Source organism: Photobacterium sp. (assembly GCF_033720175.1).
Classification (GTDB): domain Bacteria; phylum Pseudomonadota; class Gammaproteobacteria; order Enterobacterales; family Vibrionaceae; genus Photobacterium.
This window is the reverse complement of sequence record NZ_JAWWDA010000001.1, coordinates 380,552-402,669: the sequence shown is the minus strand read 5'-3', so window position 1 is coordinate 402,669 and position 22,118 is coordinate 380,552. Positions and strand designations below refer to the sequence as shown.

Genomic DNA, 22,118 nt, shown 5'->3' with positions numbered 1-22,118 from the left:
GTTTATAACTACAAAAGGGAATAATATGAAAGCCATCAATAAAATCACTTTAGCCATGCTGTCGCTTGGATTTGCGATATCTGCGCAAGCTGCTACGACATTAAAAATGGGTATGCAGGCATCTGTCGGTTCTGTTGAATATAAGTCAGCCAAATTGCTGGCCGATACCATTGACGAGATGAGTGAAGGTGAAATTAAGCTATCACTTTACCCAAGCGCACAGTTGGGTGACGACCGTGCAATGTTGCAACAACTTACATACGGTGACTTGGATATTACCTATGCCGAGTTCGGACGTATGGGGTTGTGGATACCCAGAGCTGAAGCCGTTACCCTGCCTTATGTTGCGACCAGCTATGAACACCTGCGCCGCATGTTTGAATCCGATTTTGGCCAAGGTGTTCGTGATGAAATGCTAGCGAAGTTTAACTGGCGGGCATTGGACACTTGGTACAACGGCACGCGTCAGACGACATCTAACCGCGCTCTTGAATCCATTTCTGACTTTAAAGGTCTAAAACTTCGAGTGCCAAACGCGAAACCAAATCTTAACTACGCAAAACTTTCTGGCGCATCACCAACCCCAATGGCATTTGCTGAAGTCTATCTGGCTCTGCAAACGAATGCGGTTGATGGGCAGGAAAACCCGCTGCCAACCATCAAAACGATGAAGTTCTATGAAGTTCAAAAGAACTTAGCCCTGACAAACCATATCGTGAATGATCAAATGGTAATCATCTCTGACCCGACTTGGCAGAAGTTATCTGACGCAGAAAAAGACATTGTGACTAAAGCCGTTGCTGAAGTGGGTGCCGTACACACTGCTTCCGTTAAAAAGCAAGAAGCAGAATTGGTTTCTTTCTTTGAGTCGCAGGGTGTCAACGTAACTCGACCTGAACTCACTCCGTTCCGCGAAGCTATGCAGCCGCTATACGCTGAATTTGAGAAGAAGATTGGCGAACCATTAGTTAAGAAACTGGCAAACATGTAACTCTACGCATGGCTGGCTATTGATAGCCAGCCTGATAGCCAGCCTTGGAGCTAGAAATGCTACGTAAAATTTTAAATAACATTGAAGAGATCATCACCGTGCCATTGATGGCAATGTTGCTGGTGGTATTAACTTGGCAGATAGGTACGCGTTGGTTACTCAATGACCCTTCTCTTTGGAGTGAAGAGCTTGCGCGGGTTCTATTTATGTACATGTCGTTAATTGGGTGTGCGCTTGCGATTAAAACGGGCTCCCATGTCAATATCACTTTCTTTTCGGATAAGTTATCGGAAAAATCTCGGCTCTTTTTGACGTTGAGCTTAGAGTTGGCAGTATTAGTGTCAATTTTTGCCATTATTTATCTTGGTTATCAGCATGTTCAAAGAACAGCGTTTTTTGAGTTGATCACTCTCGGAATTTCGAGCAAGTGGATGAACTACAGCTTACCGCTTGGTGGCTTATTCATGGTTGTCCGCCAAAGCCAAAAAATGTTAGGGATCATTTCAGCATATCGAAAGAGTGATACCTCTTCTTTATTACACCATTCTCACGAACTGGATAGGCAGGAATAATATGGCGGGTTCAATTTTTGGCTGGTTAGCACTCTTATTTGCTGGGATGCCTGTTGGTTTTTCTCTTATTTTTGTCGCTTTAGCTTTTCTCGTGTTTACCCAGAGTACGGGAATTAACTTTACCGCTCAGCAAATGCTAGGCGGGATCAATAACTTCACGCTGCTATCGGTGCCGTTTTTTGTTTTAACCGGACACTTAATGAACAGCGCAGGGATCACCGAGCGTATTTTCAACTTTGCAAAATCGATGGTCGGGCACATTACCGGCAGCTTGGGGCATGTCAATATCATGGCGAGCCTGTTGTTCTCTGGTATGTCTGGCTCGGCATTGGCAGATGCCGGTGGTTTAGGGCAGCTTGAAATCAAATCAATGCGAGACGCTAAATATGACGATGATTTTGCCGGTGGTTTAACGGCGGCATCATGCATCATCGGGCCTCTGGTTCCACCATCAGTTCCTTTGGTTATTTATGGTGTGGTATCGAATACATCAATCGGCGCTCTGTTCTTGGCCGGTGCAATTCCGGGTTTAATGTGCGCGGTTGCCTTAATGGTGATGAGTTATTTTATCTGTAAAAAACGTGGCTATATAACGCTACCGAAAGCATCGCGTAGAGAGCAGCTTAAATCACTGAAAGAAGCTTTTTTATCACTATTAACGCCAGTCATCATTATTGGTGGGATATTTTCAGGTAAGTTTACGCCAACAGAAGCGGCGGTGGTGTCATCGTTATATGCGCTGTTCCTTGGCACCATTGTATATAAACAGCTAACTGTTGCAGGTTTTGTCGATATTCTTAAAGAGACGGTCAATACTACAGCGGTAGTGGCCTTGATGGTCATGGGCGTAACCGTGTTTGGCTGGATAGTCGCTCGTGAGCAGTTACCGCAAATGATGGCGGATTACTTCCTGACGATCAGTGATAACCCATTAGTACTGCTACTTCTGATCAACTTATTACTGTTGTTCTTAGGCACTTTCATTGAGTCACTCGCACTGTTGTTACTGTTGGTTCCTTTCCTCGTACCAATTGCGGCGGCGGTAGGCATTGATCCGGTTCACTTTGGTGTGATGGCTATTTTAAACCTAATGATAGGTATTTTGACTCCCCCAATGGGCATGGCGTTATACGTCGTCTCACGTGTAGGCAATATCCCATTCCATACGCTGACAAAAGGGGTGCTTCCTCTGCTTGTCCCGCTGTTTGTCGTATTGATCCTGATTGCGGTATTCCCGCAGTTCACATTGTTCCTTCCGCAGTTGATGTTAGGTTACGGACAATAATTAAAAATCGGCCGGGCGGAGTATTCCGCGCGGCCTATAAAATTACAGTAAGGAAAGGCCATGAATAAATTAACAGGCTTAATTGCAGCTCCCCATACACCCTTTGACAGCAACAATAACGTCAACCTCTCTGTTATTGATGAGATTGCGCAGTTGCTCATTGAGCAAGGGGTCAAAGGGGCTTATGTATGCGGAACAACAGGTGAAGGGATCCATTGCTCGGTTGAAGAGCGCAAGACGATAGCCGAACGCTGGGTAAAAGCCGCCGATGGAAAGCTGGATATCATTTTGCACACAGGTGCATTGAGTATCGTCGATACGCTTAATTTAACCAGCCATGCTGAAACATTAGATATTTTTGCGACTTCCGTGATTGGGCCTTGCTTCTTTAAGCCAGGTACGGTCGATGATTTAGTGGAGTATTGCGCTCAAGTCGCCGCCGCGGCCCCTTCGAAAGGTTTTTATTATTATCACTCCGGCATGTCCGGTGTGAACGTCGACCTGGAAAAGTTTTTAATAGAAGGCGATAAGCGTATTCCGAACTTATCGGGCGCTAAGTTTAATAATACCGATTTATATGAATACCAGCGCTGTACTCGCGTAGCGGGCGGCAAGTTTGACATACCATTCGGCGTTGATGAATTTTTACCTGCAGGCCTGGCGGTAGGGGCTGTGGGCGCTGTGGGTAGCACCTATAACTATGCAGCACCGCTTTATCTTGAAATTATTGAAGCGTTCAATAATGGCGATCAGGCGAAAGTGTCGGCTCTGATGGATAAGGTGATTGCCTTAATCCGTGTGCTGGTTGAGTATGGCGGCGTTGCAGCAGGTAAAGCGGCAATGCAACTGCACGGTATTGATGCCGGAGATCCTCGCTCTCCACTTCGCTCACTGAGCGCGGCTCAAAAAGCAGATGTAGTCGCTAAAATGCGTGATGCAGATTTTTTGTAAATTAGGCTGGGGGAGGCGTCAGCCTCCCTTACTCACTAAGATGAGTATCAAATGTAGCATCAAACCTTGCATTACATGCCGGTAGCGTGTAACTGTACGTCTGACATTGGTACTTTTAACGCGGCATAAAATAATACAATGAGGCATTTGTGAGTTCGCCTAAAAATCTGTTAGTTAGATTACGCTCGAATATAGAGCCGTTGAGTAAAAAACTAAGAATAGTCGCTAACTATATCTTAGAAAATGCTCATGATGTTCAGTTTCAAACCATTACTGATCTGGCCAGAAGTACTCAAACCAGTGAAGCAACGGTCATACGTCTTTGCCGTGATATGGGGTACAAGGGGTATTCCGACTTTAGAATGGCACTCGCGGTCGATCTGAGCCAAAATGCGAACCGAAGCAACACCGTTGCAGAAGGCGATATTTGTGATGTATCCGCGCAGGGTGCCGTTGCCAGCTTGCAAGATACCGCGAAGCTTATCGATAGGAAGTCGTTAGAACGCATTTGTAAGCTTGTTCATGAAGCCAAGTTTATAAGCTGTGTCGGTGTTGGGGCATCAAGCATTGTTGGGCGCTATCTGGCGTTTAGGTTATTACGGATAGGAAAAAAGGTCACTATGTACGAAGACACTCACCTAGCGGCAATGAATGCCGTGCGGTGCAGCGAAGGTGACTTGTGGTTTTCTATTTCTAGTTCAGGGTCGACAAAAGAAGTGATTCACGCCGCCTCTCAGGCATACAAACGTAAAGTCCCTGTCGTGACACTCACCAATATAAGTCATAGCCCACTTTCGGCTATTTCCAGTGAGATGTTGGTCGCCGCCCGACCAGAAGGCCCGCTGACAGGTGGCGCGTTTGCATCAAAAGTTGGGGCGCTGCTTTTAGTTGATGTACTTGTGAACACGCTATTAGATAAGTATCCAGACTATTCGGAAGCGGTACTGGAAACGGCAGAAGTGGTTATGCCACTAATGAAGTAAATTTAATTTAATAGGTTTTTAATAAAAGCTCATCAGATGACGGGCTTTTTTTTCACCAATAAATAAATATTATTTTTATTGCCGCCATCATCAAAGAAATTATTTTTCATTAATTGATAATTAGGATGAGTTTCATATAAGCGATAACTAATTTGGTCCAATAAAATAGGGAAATAAACATAATGAAAAAGCTTAATCTACCAACAGTTTTTGCACCTTTGCTTGCTGCTTCTGTTTTGATGGCAACACCTGTTGTTGCTAAGGATCTGTGGCCTGACTTACCTGTAGGGATGAAAAGTGGTGTCAGTGCTCAAATGGGAGACAAGCTCTTTGTCGGATTAGGTTCGACAGGTACTGATTTCTATATGCTAGATCTTAAAAACGTGAAGAAAGGCTGGCAGAAAAGAGCCGATTTTACCGGCCCGGCTCGAAGTGGTGCTACAGCCTCTGTGGTAGATGGCAACATCTATGTTTTTGGCGGGTCAGGAAAACAACAATTATCTGATGCATCGCCTATTTTGTTCGACTCGGTGTATCGTTATAACGTGTCTTCAGATGAGTGGTCGATGGTAGAGACAGCGTCTCCTGTTGGTCTGTTAGGTGCCGCCTCTTATTCCCCGGATAACCAGCAAGTTGTCTTTTTTGGTGGTTACAACAAAGCGTATTTTGATAAGTATCTTGCTGATATTAATGCGACGAGTAAAAAAAATCAGCCAAATGAATGGCAGAAAATTGTTGATGACTATATGGGGATGCAGCCGCTGGACTACAACTGGAACCGTCATGTGGTCAGCTATTCACCAAAGAGCAACGAGTGGGCTGAATTAGGTACTGCTCCCTATTTGCCAAATTGTGGTTCAGCGCTGTTAACCCAGGGTTCTAAAGCGACCATTATCAGTGGCGAAATCAAACCAGGGTTAAGAACAGCAGAAGTTAAGCAATATCAATTTGGTCAGCCTCAACCATGGGAAAGTTTACATTCACTGCCAGCATCTCGAGGCAGTCAAATACAAGAAGGGATCGCCGGTGCATTTTCGGGTCTTAGCAATGGTGTCGCGATTGTTGCCGGCGGAGCGAATTTTCACGGCGCTAAGGCGGCTTTCGAACAAGGCAATATGTTTGCCCACAATGGATTCGGCAAAGCCTTCAACCCGGAAATCTATGTATATAACGATGGGCTGTGGTCTCAATCGGTCAATCTACCTGAAGGTCTGGCTTATGGCGCGTCATTTACGACGGACCAAGGTGTGCTGATCGTCGGGGGGGAAGATAGCAAGCGACAAGCCCGTAACGACGTTTATTTGCTGTCGTGGAATGGTGAATCAGTCGTGATCGCGAACTAATTATACGGAGCAGCAAATGTCATTAGCTATTACTCAATTACCAGATTTCCCGTTGGGACTAAAGAACGGTGTAGGTGCTTTGCATGGTTGTCAGCTCTATGTCGGATTGGGCAGCGCTGGGAAGCGTTTTTTTCACCTTGATTTAGATGCCGTGAGTGAAGGCTGGAAGGCGTGCGAGGCGTTTCCCGGCACGGCAAGAAATGATGCGCTAATGATAGCCGATGAAACAGGACTGTGGGTATTTTCAGGAGCAGGACAGCCGCCAGAGAGCCGTTCTGCCCAAGTCCTAACGGATGTTTATCACTATTGTGTGGATAGTGGTCGCTGGGACAAAGTGGATACCGACATACCTGTTGGTCTACTAGGCGCTTCAGGTTGCGAAATCTCATCGGGGAAATTTGCTTTCTTTGGTGGGTATAACAAGGCAATTTTCGATTCATTCGTGGCAAAAATTACGAGTGTGGATCCAGATGAAGAGCCAGAAAAGCACCATGCTCTGCTCGTGGAGTTTATGTCCCGTAAACCTGAAGAGTATCACTGGAACCAAAACGTATTGCAGTTTGATACCGCGAGTTCGATGTGGCATGTATTAATGGAAAACCCGTTTTCTGCAAACTGTGGTGCCAGCCTTATTCAAGATGGTGCCAAGGTCATTTTGATTGATGGAGAAATAAAGCCTGGCCTGCGCAGCACGCAAGTAAAACAGTTTACTTTTCATCCATTCGGCGAGATTGAAGCTTCGACCTTACCCTCGATCACCAGCCAAGAATTAGAGCATGAGGGTGTAGCAGGAGCGTATTCTGGTGTACTTAATAATCAGTATTTTGTAGCAGGTGGTGCCTACTTTATTGGTAGTCAGCAGCGATTAAGAGAAAGGCAGTGGTATACCCATCAAGGGCTGACCAAACATTATAATAATCAAGTTTGGCGGTTCGATGGTTCACGTTGGATACAGGCAGGGGAACTTCCGGTCGGGAGTGCCTACGGTGTCAGCATAACAACAGACAAAGGCATAGTGATTGTAGGAGGTGAAGATAATAAAGGAAACGGACTGACTCATTGTTACTTGATGAATTGGAATAACTGAGAAATCAGTCATCCGTTTCGCCAGCCATGGATACTCCTAAAATGAAGTATCCATGGTGATTTGTTGGCCCATAACGCCATCGACAAGCGTTAATTTTGCTTTCCACATCATAAGTGTCAGAGCGGGGGGCTGAATTGATACGCTCTAGTTAATCGCTGGCGTCGGCACCTGAGAGGCTAGTAGCCAGATAGCGAGAATAAAAAAGATCAGACCCATAAACTTGTGCTGGTTGGTACGAAATTTTTCATTCTTCAGTAACGGCTTACCTAAGCTGCCTACCATTGTTACCAGAAACAGGTTAAACAACAGGCCGAGAACATTGAGCAGCAGACCCAGCACCAGCATCTGTTCGCCAGAGGTTGCCGTCGCCTGAGTTGACACGAACTGGGGCAAGAACAGAACGAAGAAAATCAATGCTTTCGGGTTAAGCAGGTTACTGATCACCGCACGGCGGTAGAGTGTGGTTGCCATACCTGATTGCTGCTCTAATTCAGGCGTCTCAGCCGGCGTTGTACGCATGCAATCCCAGCCCATTTTCAGCAGGTAAGCGCCACCCAGCAGTCGAAGCACTTGTAATGCGATTGGATTCATTGCAATAAGTGCTGATACGCCCATTGCAGCTAACAGCGTTAGCAGCAGGCCTGAAGTCGCGTTACCTAAGCTGGCAAATACGCCTACCTTACGACCATAGCTGAGGCTGGAGCTGGCGATAAGCAGCATGTCTGGCCCCGGGATCAGCAGCAGGGCAATTACAGCGGTCAAATACACCGGCAGTATAGAAAAATCGATCATGATTCTGATATTGAATTTAGAGTGAAGGGCTGGATTTTACAGCGATGGCGAGATAATTAAAGTTATTGTTGAATATAAATGACGTTAATCGCTGATTATTTGCTCATGGCTGGTTGTTCACACTGAAACTGTTAATGATTATCGCAACAAATGTTTCTTGGTTGGGGGGACGGTTTATTGGGGGGCGATATACCCAAGTTATCTCAAGGCGCCGGTTTGTCGCTGGGGCGCACCTGAGGTTACTTGGGTATAAATTGTATTATTCTGCATTTTTTTGTTTAGATTGGATAACGGGTTTATGGCAAATCTTTTAGTTTATGCTGATAATCGCTACTCAGATCGCCATCAAAAACGAGCACCAAAAAATAATTTCCTGATGGGTCTTTTTCTTTGAAATGTTCGAGAATATTTTTTGCTGTGTTTAAATCGTTATAAACACCATCGGTATAACCGGTTTTCTCTTGATAGATCATATAACCAAAATTCATAAAATTACCCTCATCAATAATCTAATTGAGTTCAAAGCATCGTTGTCTCCAGCAGTTAACAAATCAAACATCTTTACATGGCGTTTAGCTCTATTGGAATACATTGAGTATTGCAGCAAATTGGCTAAACGATAAAACGGATGATTAGTCTGCTACGTATGTTCTTCTCTTGTAAGGTTTCACCTTTTATGTCCGGCGCGATTTTTTCTGTACATGGCGTACCTGGTCGGCAACCAAGCACCTCATCAGCGAAACTGAGCAAAAATAGCTCATACCGATTTCATTCAACTATACTTGAAATCTTGATTTACATGATTTCGCCAAAGTAGAAAAAATGCACGTTAACCATCTACCTGAGCAAGAAAACAAAAAGCTTAAGGGTAAGTTTGAGGAATTACTTTTTTGAAATCGAGATCTGACTAGTCCAGACAAATATACGACGGTTATGGTAGTGCAGCGAGAAAAACGTATTGAGGGAAGCATGCAATATTTAATATGGCACATTACCCCAAGACTAATTTGCCTTATAAATCTTGCGAACTTTGCCTATGGCGCGGTTAAGCAGCCGAATATCATTAAGCAATAGGGGATAACCTAATGAATCAACGTTTACATATTGGCGGATTTCTGGCTTTCAGTGAAACTCTCAAAGGGCCTTACACATGGGATGGAAAAACCCCCAGGATCTCCATTGATGACTCTATCGACATTCAAACGCCGTTCGTTGATCTTGAAGAGGAACGGACAATCGTGATAGCAAACCCTATTCATCTCGTTGATCCGCAAGGTACAACTGCAAGCTGGGGGGTAAAGATACTGAGTAAAGAAGTGGTTGGGGATACCGATAAACCCAAAATACTGCGCATCTACTTCCAAGTCACAACCCATGGCGGCACGACTGTCTCTGTTGATGCTATTAACTTTTTCGGTATGCTATTTTCTGGGGCATCCGGAGAGTCAGTTACGTTCGAGTGACTACTCCACAATCGTCGAGTAGTCATTTTTATTTATCGGCCATATCTCGACACAATGTATTGCTCGAATTCACGGCACATTTCATTGTCAGAGGTGAGATTACTGGCAATCTGGTTGGCACCATCAACAATGTTGATACTGGCATTTAAAGAAGCAACATCAGCCCGCGTTCTGGATTGAAGCGCGGATATTTTTTCCTTCTCGATTTCCCATGCTTGCTCGGCAGACAGATTGCATTCATCCGCGAGATATTTAGCGTTAAATCCTTCGCCTGTTAGACTCACTATTGTGGCGTTATGATTAACGCTATTGCCTCGATGCCAATAATGCTTCGCAAGTAGCGGGCCGATTTCTGGGTTATCGGTTAAATAGCCGAATTTCTCGGTAAAGTACGCTCTGGTCTGATAAACCGCCATATTAGCCAGCAAGTATCCCTGATAAGAACATGCCGACTCATCGGAGAGAAGATGTGGAATAGCCATTAACGGACGCGGGCTGCATTCCAGGCCGAGGATCTTGTGCTCCATCGCCCGCGCTAACTGTGTCACCGTCTCAGCACTCAGTTCATCGTCACTCAGTTGATACAGCGCTCGTTCAAAGTACGGCACAACCAAAATACTTCTTTCGATATACGCTCTGAAGGGCTGTTTACTGTCAATCATCGATTTAATGACTGCATCCGGCACTACATTTCCTTTCGCATCAAAGGCGTACTGCTTTAACCAATCGGCATCGCCCAGCAGGCTATCGCAAAACATCGACTGCGTTTCAGCATAGGCCATCGAGGTCGGCGCGAATTCTTGCGAGAAGCACGGAGCATTCATTTTTACGTTAGAGAAATGGGCGGCATGTCCGCCTTCGTGGAACAAGGTATTGATCCCGTCATATCCACTGCCGACTTGATCCGGTTTGGCATTGCTGGTGAAGTTGACCTTAGCGGCAACCCAGCGGCCTTGATCGTAAAACGCGGGAACAGGGCCATGACAGAAGCCGTTCTGATATTTTCCCTTACGATCAAGAAGATCTAGCGTCAGTTCAGCGCCAGAGTAATCAATGTTTAAGCGCCCAAATGATTCTACCCAGCGGCGTAGCGATTGAGAAAACGGGACATAGGGATCTAAGTCGCGCATCGCATCACCCGAAAACGAAAATACAAAGTTATGCCCTTGAAGGGATTGAGGCCCCATGGCTTCAACTAAACGATTTACGCTATTTCGGTGGCTGTCTTTGGTTCTGGCTTCAAAGTCGTCCAGAATAGTAAACAGCTCTGCGGTCGTCATCTGCTCTGTTTTAACAATCGAGTAGTCAAAAAAGTTGTCATACCCTAATGATTTTGCAAACTTGTTCCGCAGTTTGACGAGTTCTAAAAAACCGTTTTGCAGTAGCCACTGTTCTAAATCGAGCAGGGCCTGATGAGATGTCTGACGAACATTTTCATTGGCACTGGTACGAATGTTGGCGGAAAGTACCGGTAAAGATCCTTCTGCCTCTTTACCGTCTTCAGCCACATACGTCATGGTATAGTTCTGTTTTTTCTCAAACAAACCTGCTTCGAACTTAATCAGTTCCGATTTCAGTGTTTGCGCTTGTTCAGACTCTAGCGCATGAGCTTGAAAAGTGGCGAGCCAGCCCTTTAATCCAATCAGAGTTTGATTTTTCTCGTCAGGATCAGCAAGCGATTGTGCCATTTCTATTTGCTTTTTAAGCTCTGTGATTTGAGAAGAAGCGCTTAAGAATTGAATCCACTCGGTTTCTGCTTTGGTTGAACCATCATGGTCATCACTGATACCCATGTATGTTTCCCAAAAGAAGTCCTCTTTTTTTCTATGAATAGATAAATAGCGCTGGTTCAGTGAATTAAGGTAGTCGGTTGCAGTCATTATCGTCCCTGTAAATATAAGATGTTGATTAATTTGAAATATTATATACCTGTCCGTGGTGATACAACAGAGATACCCTTTTAATATTGAATTCATACCACAATGACATTGTAGAAATCGGCCACGAATTCTCTATTTTTCAACGTAATCCCTCTCTGAAATCACTGATGTATAAAGTGACCATTTGATACGGACTCTAATCATAGGAGCGGTACCTCTTAACGAAAGAAGCTTTGCTCCTGCAGTGAAAATCGTGGTAAGGCGTATAATCGGTGAAATGCCCGTTGCTGTCAGGCACGTATCCTTTTTGTATGTAATCGTCGATGAGGTTTTTCAGTACCTGATAGTACTCAGTATCGTTATTACAGTGTTTCTTCATCTGTGCCAGGTATGACGTGTAGCTCGTGCTATCGAGCGATCGCAGTATAAAGGCAACTGTTTTGAGATCGGCATCAAATTCGAAAGATTCGGTCAGTCTGATAAGGGACTGGGCCAAGTTTTTGTGGCGAGAGTACAGCAGGCACTCTTTAGCCTGCAGTTCTCTTGCTGCCGTATTAATATTATCGGAAAAACTGACCACAAAGAGGTCTTTGGGGTGGTCGCCGACGGCAAATGGTGACTTAACGTGATGTAGAAATAGCTTATCCATCGGAAACATCCTTAGCAATAAACTTCGTGATCTTGTTGATCTGTTATAGCTTATTCTGGCTCAGACTCTTTGATGGGCGCTAAAGACAACATCAGTGGTTAGTTGCAGCAGGGCACATTTGCCCTGCCGATGACACGTTGATAGAGTGCCGTTTAAGCGCCCGCTGTTAGTTTGCTGTTACGGATGCAGAGCAGTTTCCCGTACCACTTTCACAAACCTGGTATAGATAACCGCTTTGTCCTGTGTTGTCTTTGTATGTGCCGTCATTCGCTGTGTCCCTGAAGGGGAGATTAGGGTAAAGGTCTTGACGGTAAATATCGACATTAGTTGTCGTCGCTCCTGCCCAGTTTAGTGATACGAACTGCTTGTTACTGCGCCCTTTTACGGTTGCCGTCAGCGTGATGGCGTCCGCCGGAGGTGGCTGGGACTCACCGCCATCAAAAGTACCCGTTAATGAGACGGAGGGAACGTCGCTATAGGCGTAAATCGCGATGTACCAATAGCCGTCTTCAACCACACCTGGTGAGCCGATAGTGCAGCGCTCGTCGCTATTGGACGAATATGAGCCACAATCGAACTCGCCCGTGGGGCCTGTGGGATCAACTTTCGGGGAGCTGGCGTGTTTGATATAGAGATCAGCATCGCCACTGATCTTATTTCTGCCTTTAGCTGTGTTGCGCAGCACGATATCCAGATTGGTGGCACCAGCTGCTACATCAATTTTCCAGCAATTCCACTCGCCAGCATTTGCGCTAAAGTCACCGGTCGGGACACCGTTGCTAAGGATTGGCTCGTCAACGGAGCAAACTGCGCCGGGTGGTGGTTTTGGTACACCAACCTGTTGAAAAGCATCTATTATGTCTGTCTTATTATACATGTCAGGATCATAGGGAATTGTGGGTGTATTCAACATGTCGGCGGCGGCTAACAGCCCTTCATAAGCCGTGTCGAAGGTTTCGCTTGCGGTCCAGATATTCTTGTTCGTATAGGCAAAAAGCTCAAAGGCCTTGCGTATCCCCCAGCCCTTGTTTCCCGGATATTGTGAAGATGCGGGCGCAGCCAGAATAAAGAACGCCCGATTGTAAACACCGCTGGAGTAATGGACGTCCATGCCGGTGACGTAATCGGATGCATGCCCGATTGATGCACCATCAAGAGTAGGATCTTGCATGTAGCGAAGCGCCCCCGTGCCCTTGATAATATCAGCGCCGACCTGAAAGTCTGCGGTGCCGTTCATATAGAATTCAGCGGCTTCACCTGCAATGTCAGAGAATGACTCATTGATACCGCCGGACTGACCTGAATAGATCAGGTTGGAATGTTGCTCGGTGAAGCCATGGCTGACCTCGTGAGCCGTTACATCTAAGCTGACCAGGGGATAGAATCTATTGTAACCGTCACCAAAAGTCATCGATGACCCATCCCAGAAGGCATTTTCGTAATTCGTACTGTAGTGGACGCGCATCGTTAACGGCATATTCTGTGCCGCTAGCGGTGATTCACTCAGCCAGTCGTTAAACATATTGAATACAACCCCACCGAAATAGTGAGCGTCATTCAGCGGGCTGTAGGCACCGTTAATTTCTTTGTGCGTGTTCTCGGGGCATGTATATGTGAAAGTGTTCGAACCGTTGGTACCGTGGTTCAGATCTACCGTCGTAACGTTGGTGTTGTTCATCGTACAGGTGCTGCCAACCACGTCTACGTCCAGCATTCCGAAATCTGTACCATAGTCGTAACGGTTAGTCTTGTCGTTACCGCCAGGTCCCGTTCCCACCTCAGCATGGGTGAGTCCCTCAAATTCAAACAGTACTTGTCCGCTGAATGCATCGACGAGAAAGGTCGGCCGGGTGGGGCTACCTCCGTCGGGGATGTCCGCGAAGAAGCTAACCGCATAGCTGAGTGTTGGGCGGTCACCATCGAGATACAGCACCAGCTCAGACGATTCGTTTCGAAATTCAAGTGCGGTAATGTCGTTTTGTCTGCTTTTAACCCGGCTTTGCATGGCATCGAGCGCAGTGTTTGCATCGATGAGGGGAGTGGTATCGATCGATTGCGCTGCAAGATTGCGGACAAAGCGACCATGCGCATTAATGGCTTTTCCGGAATGGTCGCGGCTAATGACAATTTCTTCTCCCCACACCGGTACGCCGCGATAGGTTTGTCGGTAACGGGTATGCGTAAAACCGTGTTTGTCGACTTTTTCTTTCGATACCACCAGCGCTTCATGTGGCGAGAGTTGAAATGCTTCGTTGAGGGTTGGCGCGTTGTGGATCCGTTGAAGTGTCTGTTTATCCTTATTCAGATTTTGGAGATCGGCGGCTATCGAGTAGCCACTCGAAAGTGCGAGCAGAACGGTGACACTAATATATAAAAGCCGTAAATACACAATAATTTCCCTTCAGGCGGCCAATGTATATGAAAGTGTAGGAACAACAACAGGAATTTTCCATCCGGAAAGAGAATAGGGAGACTTAAGAAAACAACAGAATGCCAGTCCAAGAGACTCGCGGCCCGAATAGTTGGATAACGATTCGGGCCGACATTGCACCTGTGTCGTTAATCAGCGGTCAGAGTCAGCACGGCACGGCTTTCCCGTGTATTGACCAATTATCTTGTTGAGAGGTTATCCCAATAGCCGAAGCGTACACGAAGAGGCAATGACACTATACCGTCAGCACTTCAGACAGATAGTCGATAAATGCTCTGACTTTGACGGGCATATAGGCACGTTCAGGAAAAACTGCCCAAATGTTTTTTTCTGGCATTTTGTATTCTGGCAACAATTGGATGAGCTCACCATTATCGATATAAGGCTTTGCGATGAAATCGGGCAATCGTCCTACACCAACCCCCTGTAAGCACCCTGCTAATAATGCTTCACTGTTATTCACTCGGTAATTTCCACGTACGGCAACGGTTTCAATGTGATCTTTGTATTCGAACACCCATTCTGTCGTTTGTGCAGAGTAGCTATAAATCAACGCATTGTGTTCGGTTAGGTCGATAGGTGTTTTGGGGAGTGGTTTTCCATCTAAGTATGCGCTGGACGTACAAATTAGACTGCGGCTAGACATGAGTTTTCTTGCTATCAAGGAAGAATCTGCAAGTTCGCCGCCACGAATAGCGACATCAAATCCAGCAGCAACGATGTCCGAGTAGCGATCATCCATAACCATATCGATTTCGACCAGCGGATATTTCTTCAGAAAACCGGGGATCAAAGGGGCGATCTTCAGTCGTCCAAAAGACATTGGAACACAGATCCTAAGCTTGCCTATTGGCGATTGTTGACGGCTGGTTGCGGCGTCTTCGGCTTGTTGTATCCAGTAATACGCGTTTTGTGCATTAGTAAAATAATGGCTGCCAGCTTCTGTGAGGCTAACCTTTCGTGTCGTTCGATGCAGGAGACGAACGCCCAAGGTCGTTTCCAATTGATTAACTCGTTTGCTTACTGCTGAGCGAGAAACGTCAAGATGACGGGCGGCTTCTGCAAAGCTTTCATGCTCAGCAACGGCAAGAAAATAAGGAATAGCGTCCAAGTGTTCCATAGGGTTTGTAGAGGGATTGGAAACAATGCAGTGAGTATATGGCATATTATCATTCTGATCGAATGGTAATATGCTTTCCTTACTGAACTCGGGTCTAAACAACTTAAAGGAGGCACCATGTCCAGTAACTCTTTGTTATCCAGAAGTGTAAGTGCAGAAACTAAATTGGAGTCATTATCTCTTAGAAGCACTCGTATTTTGTACATTCTTGGAGTGGGTATTTCCGTTGCAGTGAATTTTGCATTAGCGAAATACAGTGTCATGAACGGTTTTTCTCCCTTAGAGGTGTTAGTACTACCGTTGCTGGGTTCAGCCATCATTTTATTGACGTTACTATCATTGAAAGGTGAATTAAAAGCGCTCGAGGTGCAACACTTTCGTTACTACATTTTTGCCGGCCTACTTGGTGTTAGCCTTCCGAATTTGGCATCAAATTTTGTGCTTCAGGAAGTGGCGGCCAGTACTTTCAGTGTACTGATCACGTTGTCACCACTGTTCACTTTACTTCTTTCTATACCATTCCAGAAAGCGGGGTTGACTATAAAAAGAGTCATGGGAATAGCTATTGGATTTGTGGCGGTTTTGTTAGTTACCATATCGCCCGACTTCAAGTTAAAAGATGATGGCGGTATGTTATTACTCGCTACTTCGGTGCCCTTATTCCTCGCTATGGGTAATATATATCGTAGTAAAGCCTATCCCGTTGGCGCTAATCCCATAGCCTTAGCGACAGGGGTATTGTGTATTCAAGGTTTGATTTGGCTGCCTATCAGTCTGATGGTCGGGGGCAGTTCGAGCTATGATGCGCCGCAATCTGGCTGTCTGATCTTGGTACTGATGGCGATAATCTCTGCATTCAGTTATCTGCTTACCTTTCGTTTACAACAATTGACCGATGGATTGGGCTTTAGTCAAGTGGGTAATGTGGTAACGGTGACTGGCGTAGGGATTGGGATTTTCTTTTTTGCTGAGGCGTTCCACTATCGCTTGATTATCGCTTTAGCGCTGTTATTCATTGGACTCGCGATGACGAATCAACAGTCAAAACAAGCATCGAAATCCAACATAAAGTTATGACGTAAACGACTAAAGGAAATTAAGATGAATAATCCAATCGCATTTACCAAAACACTTTACAAAATCGTGGACAGCCGAGATGTGACCGCGTTGTCTGAGATGCTTCATCAAGACGTTATGTTTAGGTTTTCCAATACTGAACCGGTACAAGGTAAATCGGCTGTTGTGAATATGAATTGTCAGTTTTTCGATTCTATAGCTGGCATGTCTCACACTTTTGATGGGATCTGGAATCACGATGACATAATTATCTGTAATGGCGAGGTTAACTATGTAAGGAAAGATGGCAGTGAACACTTGGCGAAATTTGCGACATTTTTAACCATAAAAGATGGTCTAATTGTTGACTACAAAATTTATGCTGATGTATCTCAACTATAACAACTAAGGCATCACATCACTCAGTAGAGGTGGGTAGAACTGTAAGAACTGGGGCTGGCATACTTAAGAAACCATCAATCATTTGCTCATAGGCTAATAGTGTAATTCATCTCAGATAATCAAAGACTTCCAACTTATTCTGGCTCCAGGAAGGGTAAACCTACCTTCCAATACCCCATAAATCACGAAATAGCTTCAGGTTAGGCTATTACGAGCAAGAAGAGCCATAATGCTATTCGGATGTATTTACCCCAACTTAATGATGTCAGTCTTAGTGACTTCTTTTAACTATGCCTGTCCAAGATACTGCCGGCCCGAATAGCTGCATAACGATTCGGGTCGACATTGCACCTGTGTCGTTAATCAGCGGTCAGAGTCAGCACGGCACGGCTTTCCTCTGTATTGAGCTGTGATTTGCTGTCCAGGAGAAAGACCCGTTCCGGATTGATCTTCTTGTCATTCACCATAAAGGCTTTGACCGTTCGAGCTCTGGCTTCGGCCAGATTACCCAGTTCGTTGTGGCTGATCTCCTGTGCATTGAGCAACTGGTTATACATGCCTATATGTAGAACGGTGGTTACCTGGGCCGCTTCCGGTTCCGCATCGGTGGCGCTGGCCTTTTCCTTCAGCAATTGTTCCACCTTGGCCCGCTCCGCATTGATGTCCAGCTTCAGCTGGTGAACGAACAGACTTTCCAACGCCGTGGCCAGTGGGCCAGATGCGGGGAAACGACTGGCGCTGAGATCCTGTGGCAGACTGGCTAGACCGCTGAGCTGCAGTAGCTCCTGTTGTAATTTTTCTTCTGCCAGTGCTTTGCTGTCATCGGCGAGGGCCACAGAGCCTTCTATGCTGACTTTGAGTATCGGTCTGTCATCTAAGGCCTTTGCAAGCTTGCTCAGGCGATCTTGCTCTGCGGTATCCAGGCTGGCGAGCCCTGGTCTGAATTGGACATGACTGAGTTCCTCATCCGTGCCGGCCAGATCGGCCAGCAGAGAGAAGGGCGCCGTCACTGCCTTGGTGATCACATTGGTGATGGTATTCATTATGATGCTGCCGAAGCTGAAATCGGGGCTATCAATATCACCTGATACTTCGAGCCCCAGATCGATGACCCCATGGCGATCCTGCAACAGGGCAATAGCCAGTGACAGCGGCAAACTAGTAGCCAGATCTGATTCGCTGGGTTTACCCAGCTGCAGCTGATCGATGACCAGATGGTTGCTGCCCTTAAGCTGATTATTTTCCAGTTGGTAGTTAAGTGCCAACGACAGCAGGCCCTTATCGATGTAATAGCCGACATAGGTACCGGAATAAGGGTTGACGGATGTCAGCTCCACGCTGTTGAACACCAGATCCAGATCCAGGTAGGGAGACTGGAGCAGCGGGTTGATTTCACCGCTAAGTGTCATCGGGGCGTATTTGTCAATTTTACCTTTGAGATCAACTTGAGCCTTAGTGCCCGGGGTCGAGGACAGGTGGCTGATGTGCCCCTCCAGCGATTCTATGCCGGAGGCAAAGTTAGGCGTCAGGGAATTATCGGCAAAATAGGCCGATCCCTTGGCGATTGTAATACTGCCGATATCCAGCGCAAAAGCTTGCTCTGCCTGCGGTTCTGTTGTCTTCGGTGCAGATTGGGTGGTTTCAGTATCCTGCATCTGAACCGTTTCACTCTCTGGCCTGTTTGCCAAAGTAGCATCTGCGGGCGTCTTGGTTTCGGTTACCAGAATTTCGCTGATATTGGTGCGCCTGTCTTTGGCGATCAGCACTTTGGCATAGGGGGCATCGAGCGTAAGATTGTCAATCTTGACCTGCTTGTTCTGCAGGTCAAACAAAAGTGCGTCGATAGACATCTGTTGCCATTTCAGCAGGGGTTGATATTCCAGCCTGTCCTTGATCAGCAGATCGTCGATTGCAGCTTGCCCCTGATAAACAACTTTGCCCCGATGATCGGCACTGAAATCACCGCCAGTGGTCAGGCTGCCGCTGCTCAGTTGCAGATTCAGGAATGACTCCAGATAGGGCTGGAACTGGCTCAGATCCAGCGCAGTTAATTGCAGTTTGCCGTCGATACCGAGTGTCTTGGCATCGAGACTGCCGCTGCTGCTGAACTGACCGCGATCTTTGAGCGGCAGAGCCTTGGTGTCAGAACTTAAGCTGAGTGCCAGCTGGTAATCCAGTGGCTGGCTCAAGTCGCTCAGTACCGCGCTGGTACTTAGTGTCAGCGGGTAGATACGCCAATGCACACCTTGGCTGATAAGGTTCTCGGTAAGATTAAGATCGGTGTCTGCCATTTCGAAGCTATTGAGGCGTATCAGCCAGTCTTTGGCAGCGGCCTCGTCGGCATTGCCCGGCGTTGAGTCCTCAGTCGCTTTGGCACCTGCGGGCATAAAGAGCTGCTGCAGATCCAGGCCGTTGTCGTTCAGGCTGGCATCAACCCAGATCCCCTGTACTTGGAGGGCGTGCAGATCCACAGTTTGCGAAGTACTGCTAAGGGCTATGCCATCGACCACCAGTTGGGGCAGTTTCACTTTTGGGGTTTCATTATCATTGAATGCCAGATTGGCGAGAACAAAGCTACCCTTGTCAGTATCAAAGCTGAATTGTTCTTGCTCCTGCTTGAGATGAAAGCTGGATTCAACATTGATTTCACCACTGCTTAATTTGGCCTTCACCGACTTGGCCGCAAAGGGCCAGAAGGGAGGCAGAGTGACTTTGGCCAGCGTCAGTTCACCGCGAACCTCCAGTGGCTGCAGCTGGAATTGTCCTTCCAATTGCAACAGGCCTTGGTCTGCTCCCTTTACCGCAAAGGCATAGCGGTTGGCCTCCGGGCGGAATTGAGGTATTTGCTTATCTGCAGATGAGTTTTGTGCCGGGTTCAGAGTCAGCGCCTGTGAGTCGAGTTGCTGCAGGCTAAAAGTGAGCCCCTGATATTGTAGGTTAGCGCCGGTCTGCTGATCCTGAAAACTAAAGCTACCTTGTACGATCTCAATAGCACGGGCACGAAAGGCCGGAATGCCCGAGGGGGCTTGGTCCGTATCGGGCTGAGGTTCTTCGCTCTGCTGCGCGGTTAAACGCTTCAGTATGTCACTAAAGTTAAACTCGGCGGCGTCCTTTTCGGTGGCCAGTCTGACGATGTTGATCTGTGGTTGTTCAATATGCAGGTGATCCAGGCTCGGGGTTAATTGCAGAAGACTGCGCCAGAAGCTGAACTCAAGCTCAAGCTGCTGCAGGCTGACAAAGTTGACAGGCCTATTTTGCTCGCTGATTTCGACACCGCTTATCCGCGCCCGCAACAAAAACGGGTTAATGCTGGCCTCAGCGATGCGGACGTCACGTCCAAGAAGTTCACTGAGTTTTTTGGGTGCTTGAGATTGAATGAGTGCAGGTACAAGCAGCCCCAGCAGCAGGGCGTAACAGGTATAGGTCAACAAAAGGTAAGTGAGAGCTCGCGCTGATTTAGGAGCCTGTTTGAAGCGGTTGAAGGCGTTTATCAAGGCAATTTTCATACCAGAGTAAGATCCCTTGGTTGTCTTAGAATTATGATTGTCAGAGTTTAACTACTTTTTGCTATCCGGTATAAGGGGCGGCAGAGGTTTTTTTAACTATTTCATTCGAATCGACAGGGTATATGGCTTAGCTCAAAAATAAGCGCTCAGTTAAATTCCAATCGAAATGGTAAAAACGGGCATCTTAACTTATCCTTTTATGAAAGGATGCAAGCAGATAATAAATCTACTAGAAACAGGATATCACATGAAAAAATACCTTCTGGCCGTCGTCATCTCACTCATATTTACGCCATCAGTCTACGCAGATAAACCTGACTGGGCTGGTAAAGGAAAACCTAATCTTGCAGAGATCAAAAATGCAGAAGATAAGCAAAATGCAATGTCTGTTCTGGAAGAGCGCGAGCAACAATTAGAGTTGCTGTTGCAAGACAAGCAACAGGCACATAAAAAGACAAAAAGTAAAAAAGAGAAGGAAAGGCTCGAAAAGGAAATCGAAGAGCTTGAAGATGCTCAAGAAGAAGTTGATACCCTGAAAGAAAAAGTTAAAGGCCAAAAGACCGATAAAGATAAGAAGAATAAAAGTAATGGCTCATCGTCAGGTGATCTGGATAAACAGCAGCAGAAAAAAGCCGAGCAAGAGCGCAACGAGCAAGGAAAAGGCTCTGAAAAAGGTCAGGCACAAAGAGAAGAGAACAGTAAGAAGTGGTGGAAATTCTGGCAAGATTGAGAAACCAATATCAGCCTGGATAAGCCAATGAAAAACGGTTAAATAGCTTGTACGGACTAATGCTTGATTTGGCACTCTGTGACATTAGATGTGATGCAGAGTAGCCGTCACAAGTATCGCTTTTTTATCGTCAAGTCATTCGACCGAGCCTGTCGATTTACCTGATGTGACTATTTCAATCGGCACTGATTGCAGAGATATACGATGCCTGTTATATTAGCCTTTATTAAATTAGGGTAATCTACTTAAGGTTAAGCTTGTGCAAAACAAATCATACCGTGAAATCAACAGGCAGCAACGCCAACTGGGCCATGCATTTATGCAGGAAAGCCAAAGCACCATGAATCAATTCATGCAGCTTCATAAAGCCGCTATGTCGCCGGGTGCTCTGGATGTAAAAACCAAAGAACTCATTGCGCTGGGGATAGGTATTGCAGCCCGTTGCGATGGTTGTATTGCTGCCCATGTACAGGCCGCAATCAAAGCCGGTGCCGTGAAGGCTGAGGTCGTCGAAACTATTAATGTAGCGGTATTAATGGGTGGTGGCCCTTCATTGGTCTTCGGTACACAGGCCCTTGCAGCTGTCGAAGAGCTAATGGAAGCTGAACTTACGGAAGCATAGCAACAGCTTCTGACTTCACTGCTTGCCCGCAGGCTATCTGTTTCTTTAAGAAAAAGTAGCGGCGATATAGAAAACCAGCCAAAGGCTGGTTTTGTCGTTGTTCAGCCTAAGCGTTGCGGAAGCGATGATTGCTCTGCGGGCTTGCCGGTTCTGGCGGCAAGCTTATTGGCCAGAGAGTGCAGCTCGGGCTGAATATCCAGAGCACCGAAGTTCACATCAGGAAGGAATAAAGGTGCCTGTCCTAGATGCTTTTTT

19 protein-coding genes and 1 pseudogene are annotated in these 22,118 nt (G+C 46.3%); 12 read left to right on the top strand and 8 right to left on the bottom strand.

Features of this window, described 5'->3' with window-relative positions:
• Positions 1 to 25: 25 nt before the first annotated feature.
• The 7 genes from R3289_RS01715 to R3289_RS01685 all read left to right on the top strand — a co-directional run bounded on the left by R3289_RS01715 (position 26) and on the right by R3289_RS01685 (position 7,212).
• Positions 26 to 991: a sialic acid TRAP transporter substrate-binding protein SiaP gene (locus R3289_RS01715; RefSeq protein ID WP_318923625.1), complete on the top strand. Its 966-nt coding sequence runs from the start codon at positions 26 to 28 to the stop codon at positions 989 to 991.
• A gap of 56 nt (positions 992 to 1,047) precedes the next feature.
• Complete coding sequence (locus R3289_RS01710) at positions 1,048 to 1,563, top strand: TRAP transporter small permease (protein WP_318923624.1); 516 nt, start codon at positions 1,048 to 1,050, stop codon at positions 1,561 to 1,563.
• A gap of 1 nt (position 1,564) precedes the next feature.
• Entirely contained in the window at positions 1,565 to 2,848 is a 1,284-nt protein-coding gene (locus R3289_RS01705) for a TRAP transporter large permease (RefSeq protein ID WP_318923623.1), read from the top strand.
• 60 nt (positions 2,849 to 2,908) lie between these two features.
• Positions 2,909 to 3,799 (top strand): dihydrodipicolinate synthase family protein, encoded by an 891-nt coding sequence (locus R3289_RS01700; protein ID WP_318923622.1) that lies wholly within the window; start codon positions 2,909 to 2,911, stop codon positions 3,797 to 3,799.
• 149 nt (positions 3,800 to 3,948) lie between these two features.
• Positions 3,949 to 4,782 (top strand): MurR/RpiR family transcriptional regulator, encoded by an 834-nt coding sequence (locus R3289_RS01695; protein ID WP_318923621.1) that lies wholly within the window; start codon positions 3,949 to 3,951, stop codon positions 4,780 to 4,782.
• A 182-nt stretch (positions 4,783 to 4,964) separates the two neighbouring features.
• Positions 4,965 to 6,125 (top strand): N-acetylneuraminate epimerase, encoded by a 1,161-nt coding sequence (locus R3289_RS01690; RefSeq protein WP_318923620.1) that lies wholly within the window; start codon positions 4,965 to 4,967, stop codon positions 6,123 to 6,125.
• 16 nt (positions 6,126 to 6,141) lie between these two features.
• Positions 6,142 to 7,212: a YjhT family mutarotase gene (locus R3289_RS01685; RefSeq protein WP_318923619.1), complete on the top strand. Its 1,071-nt coding sequence runs from the start codon at positions 6,142 to 6,144 to the stop codon at positions 7,210 to 7,212.
• Between the two features lie 144 nt (positions 7,213 to 7,356).
• On the opposite strand, the gene R3289_RS01680 is transcribed toward R3289_RS01685, so the two are convergent.
• Positions 7,357 to 8,004, bottom strand: a complete 648-nt coding sequence (locus R3289_RS01680; RefSeq protein ID WP_318923618.1) for a LysE family translocator — start codon at positions 8,002 to 8,004, stop codon at positions 7,357 to 7,359.
• Between the two features lie 296 nt (positions 8,005 to 8,300).
• Positions 8,301 to 8,492: a hypothetical protein gene (locus R3289_RS01675; RefSeq protein ID WP_318923617.1), complete on the bottom strand. Its 192-nt coding sequence runs from the start codon at positions 8,490 to 8,492 to the stop codon at positions 8,301 to 8,303.
• A gap of 597 nt (positions 8,493 to 9,089) precedes the next feature.
• Between R3289_RS01675 and R3289_RS01670 the strand changes: the two genes are divergently transcribed.
• Positions 9,090 to 9,467, top strand: coding sequence for a hypothetical protein (locus R3289_RS01670; RefSeq protein ID WP_318923616.1), 378 nt, complete (start codon positions 9,090 to 9,092; stop codon positions 9,465 to 9,467).
• Between the two features lie 32 nt (positions 9,468 to 9,499).
• Here R3289_RS01670 and R3289_RS01665 read toward each other — a convergent pair whose 3' ends face one another.
• The 5 genes and pseudogenes from R3289_RS01665 to R3289_RS01645 all read right to left on the bottom strand — a co-directional run bounded on the left by R3289_RS01665 (position 9,500) and on the right by R3289_RS01645 (position 15,592).
• On the bottom strand, positions 9,500 to 11,347 hold the full coding sequence (locus tag R3289_RS01665) for a M3 family metallopeptidase (protein WP_318923615.1): 1,848 nt from the start codon (positions 11,345 to 11,347) through the stop codon (positions 9,500 to 9,502).
• Positions 11,348 to 11,543: 196 nt separating this feature from the next.
• Positions 11,544 to 11,996, bottom strand: coding sequence for a hypothetical protein (locus R3289_RS01660; protein WP_318923614.1), 453 nt, complete (start codon positions 11,994 to 11,996; stop codon positions 11,544 to 11,546).
• A 166-nt stretch (positions 11,997 to 12,162) separates the two neighbouring features.
• Positions 12,163 to 13,773 carry a M4 family metallopeptidase gene (locus tag R3289_RS01655; RefSeq protein ID WP_318923613.1) on the bottom strand — a complete coding sequence of 537 codons (1,611 nt, stop codon included), beginning with the start codon at positions 13,771 to 13,773 and terminating at the stop codon, positions 12,163 to 12,165.
• A gap of 357 nt (positions 13,774 to 14,130) precedes the next feature.
• A pseudogene (locus R3289_RS20505) lies at positions 14,131 to 14,214 on the bottom strand (hypothetical protein); the annotation flags it as partial.
• A gap of 448 nt (positions 14,215 to 14,662) precedes the next feature.
• On the bottom strand, positions 14,663 to 15,592 hold the full coding sequence (locus tag R3289_RS01645) for a LysR family transcriptional regulator (RefSeq protein ID WP_318923611.1): 930 nt from the start codon (positions 15,590 to 15,592) through the stop codon (positions 14,663 to 14,665).
• A gap of 72 nt (positions 15,593 to 15,664) precedes the next feature.
• Here R3289_RS01645 and R3289_RS01640 point away from each other — a divergent pair, with 72 nt between their 5' ends.
• Together R3289_RS01640 and R3289_RS01635 are read left to right on the top strand one after the other, a co-directional pair.
• Positions 15,665 to 16,624 carry a DMT family transporter gene (locus R3289_RS01640; protein WP_318923610.1) on the top strand — a complete coding sequence of 320 codons (960 nt, stop codon included), beginning with the start codon at positions 15,665 to 15,667 and terminating at the stop codon, positions 16,622 to 16,624.
• Positions 16,625 to 16,648: 24 nt separating this feature from the next.
• Positions 16,649 to 17,005, top strand: coding sequence for a nuclear transport factor 2 family protein (locus tag R3289_RS01635; RefSeq protein ID WP_318923609.1), 357 nt, complete (start codon positions 16,649 to 16,651; stop codon positions 17,003 to 17,005).
• A gap of 359 nt (positions 17,006 to 17,364) precedes the next feature.
• Here R3289_RS01635 and R3289_RS01630 read toward each other — a convergent pair whose 3' ends face one another.
• Positions 17,365 to 20,511 (bottom strand): DUF748 domain-containing protein, encoded by a 3,147-nt coding sequence (locus tag R3289_RS01630; RefSeq protein ID WP_318923608.1) that lies wholly within the window; start codon positions 20,509 to 20,511, stop codon positions 17,365 to 17,367.
• A gap of 247 nt (positions 20,512 to 20,758) precedes the next feature.
• Here R3289_RS01630 and R3289_RS01625 point away from each other — a divergent pair, with 247 nt between their 5' ends.
• Together R3289_RS01625 and R3289_RS01620 are read left to right on the top strand one after the other, a co-directional pair.
• Positions 20,759 to 21,241 carry a hypothetical protein gene (locus R3289_RS01625; RefSeq protein WP_318923607.1) on the top strand — a complete coding sequence of 161 codons (483 nt, stop codon included), beginning with the start codon at positions 20,759 to 20,761 and terminating at the stop codon, positions 21,239 to 21,241.
• A gap of 259 nt (positions 21,242 to 21,500) precedes the next feature.
• Positions 21,501 to 21,863: a carboxymuconolactone decarboxylase family protein gene (locus R3289_RS01620; protein WP_318923606.1), complete on the top strand. Its 363-nt coding sequence runs from the start codon at positions 21,501 to 21,503 to the stop codon at positions 21,861 to 21,863.
• Positions 21,864 to 22,118 lie beyond the last annotated feature (255 nt).

Bases quoted from the DNA above. Each gene is read 5' to 3' on its own strand.
- R3289_RS01630 (WP_318923608.1), bottom strand. From the start codon at position 20,511: ATGAAAATTGCCTTGATAAACGCCTTCAACCGCTTCAAACAGGCTCCT.
- R3289_RS01665 (WP_318923615.1), bottom strand. From the start codon at position 11,347: ATGACTGCAACCGACTACCTTAATTCACTGAACCAGCGCTATTTATCT.
- R3289_RS01625 (WP_318923607.1), top strand. From the start codon at position 20,759: ATGAAAAAATACCTTCTGGCCGTCGTCATCTCACTCATATTTACGCCA.
- R3289_RS01685 (WP_318923619.1), top strand. From the start codon at position 6,142: ATGTCATTAGCTATTACTCAATTACCAGATTTCCCGTTGGGACTAAAG.
- R3289_RS01670 (WP_318923616.1), top strand. From the start codon at position 9,090: ATGAATCAACGTTTACATATTGGCGGATTTCTGGCTTTCAGTGAAACT.
- R3289_RS01705 (WP_318923623.1), top strand. From the start codon at position 1,565: ATGGCGGGTTCAATTTTTGGCTGGTTAGCACTCTTATTTGCTGGGATG.
- R3289_RS01675 (WP_318923617.1), bottom strand. From the start codon at position 8,492: ATGAATTTTGGTTATATGATCTATCAAGAGAAAACCGGTTATACCGAT.
- R3289_RS01710 (WP_318923624.1), top strand. From the start codon at position 1,048: ATGCTACGTAAAATTTTAAATAACATTGAAGAGATCATCACCGTGCCA.
- R3289_RS01700 (WP_318923622.1), top strand. From the start codon at position 2,909: ATGAATAAATTAACAGGCTTAATTGCAGCTCCCCATACACCCTTTGAC.
- R3289_RS01645 (WP_318923611.1), bottom strand. From the start codon at position 15,592: ATGCCATATACTCACTGCATTGTTTCCAATCCCTCTACAAACCCTATG.
- R3289_RS01660 (WP_318923614.1), bottom strand. From the start codon at position 11,996: ATGGATAAGCTATTTCTACATCACGTTAAGTCACCATTTGCCGTCGGC.
- R3289_RS01635 (WP_318923609.1), top strand. From the start codon at position 16,649: ATGAATAATCCAATCGCATTTACCAAAACACTTTACAAAATCGTGGAC.
- R3289_RS01640 (WP_318923610.1), top strand. From the start codon at position 15,665: ATGTCCAGTAACTCTTTGTTATCCAGAAGTGTAAGTGCAGAAACTAAA.
- R3289_RS01680 (WP_318923618.1), bottom strand. From the start codon at position 8,004: ATGATCGATTTTTCTATACTGCCGGTGTATTTGACCGCTGTAATTGCC.
- R3289_RS01690 (WP_318923620.1), top strand. From the start codon at position 4,965: ATGAAAAAGCTTAATCTACCAACAGTTTTTGCACCTTTGCTTGCTGCT.
- R3289_RS01715 (WP_318923625.1), top strand. From the start codon at position 26: ATGAAAGCCATCAATAAAATCACTTTAGCCATGCTGTCGCTTGGATTT.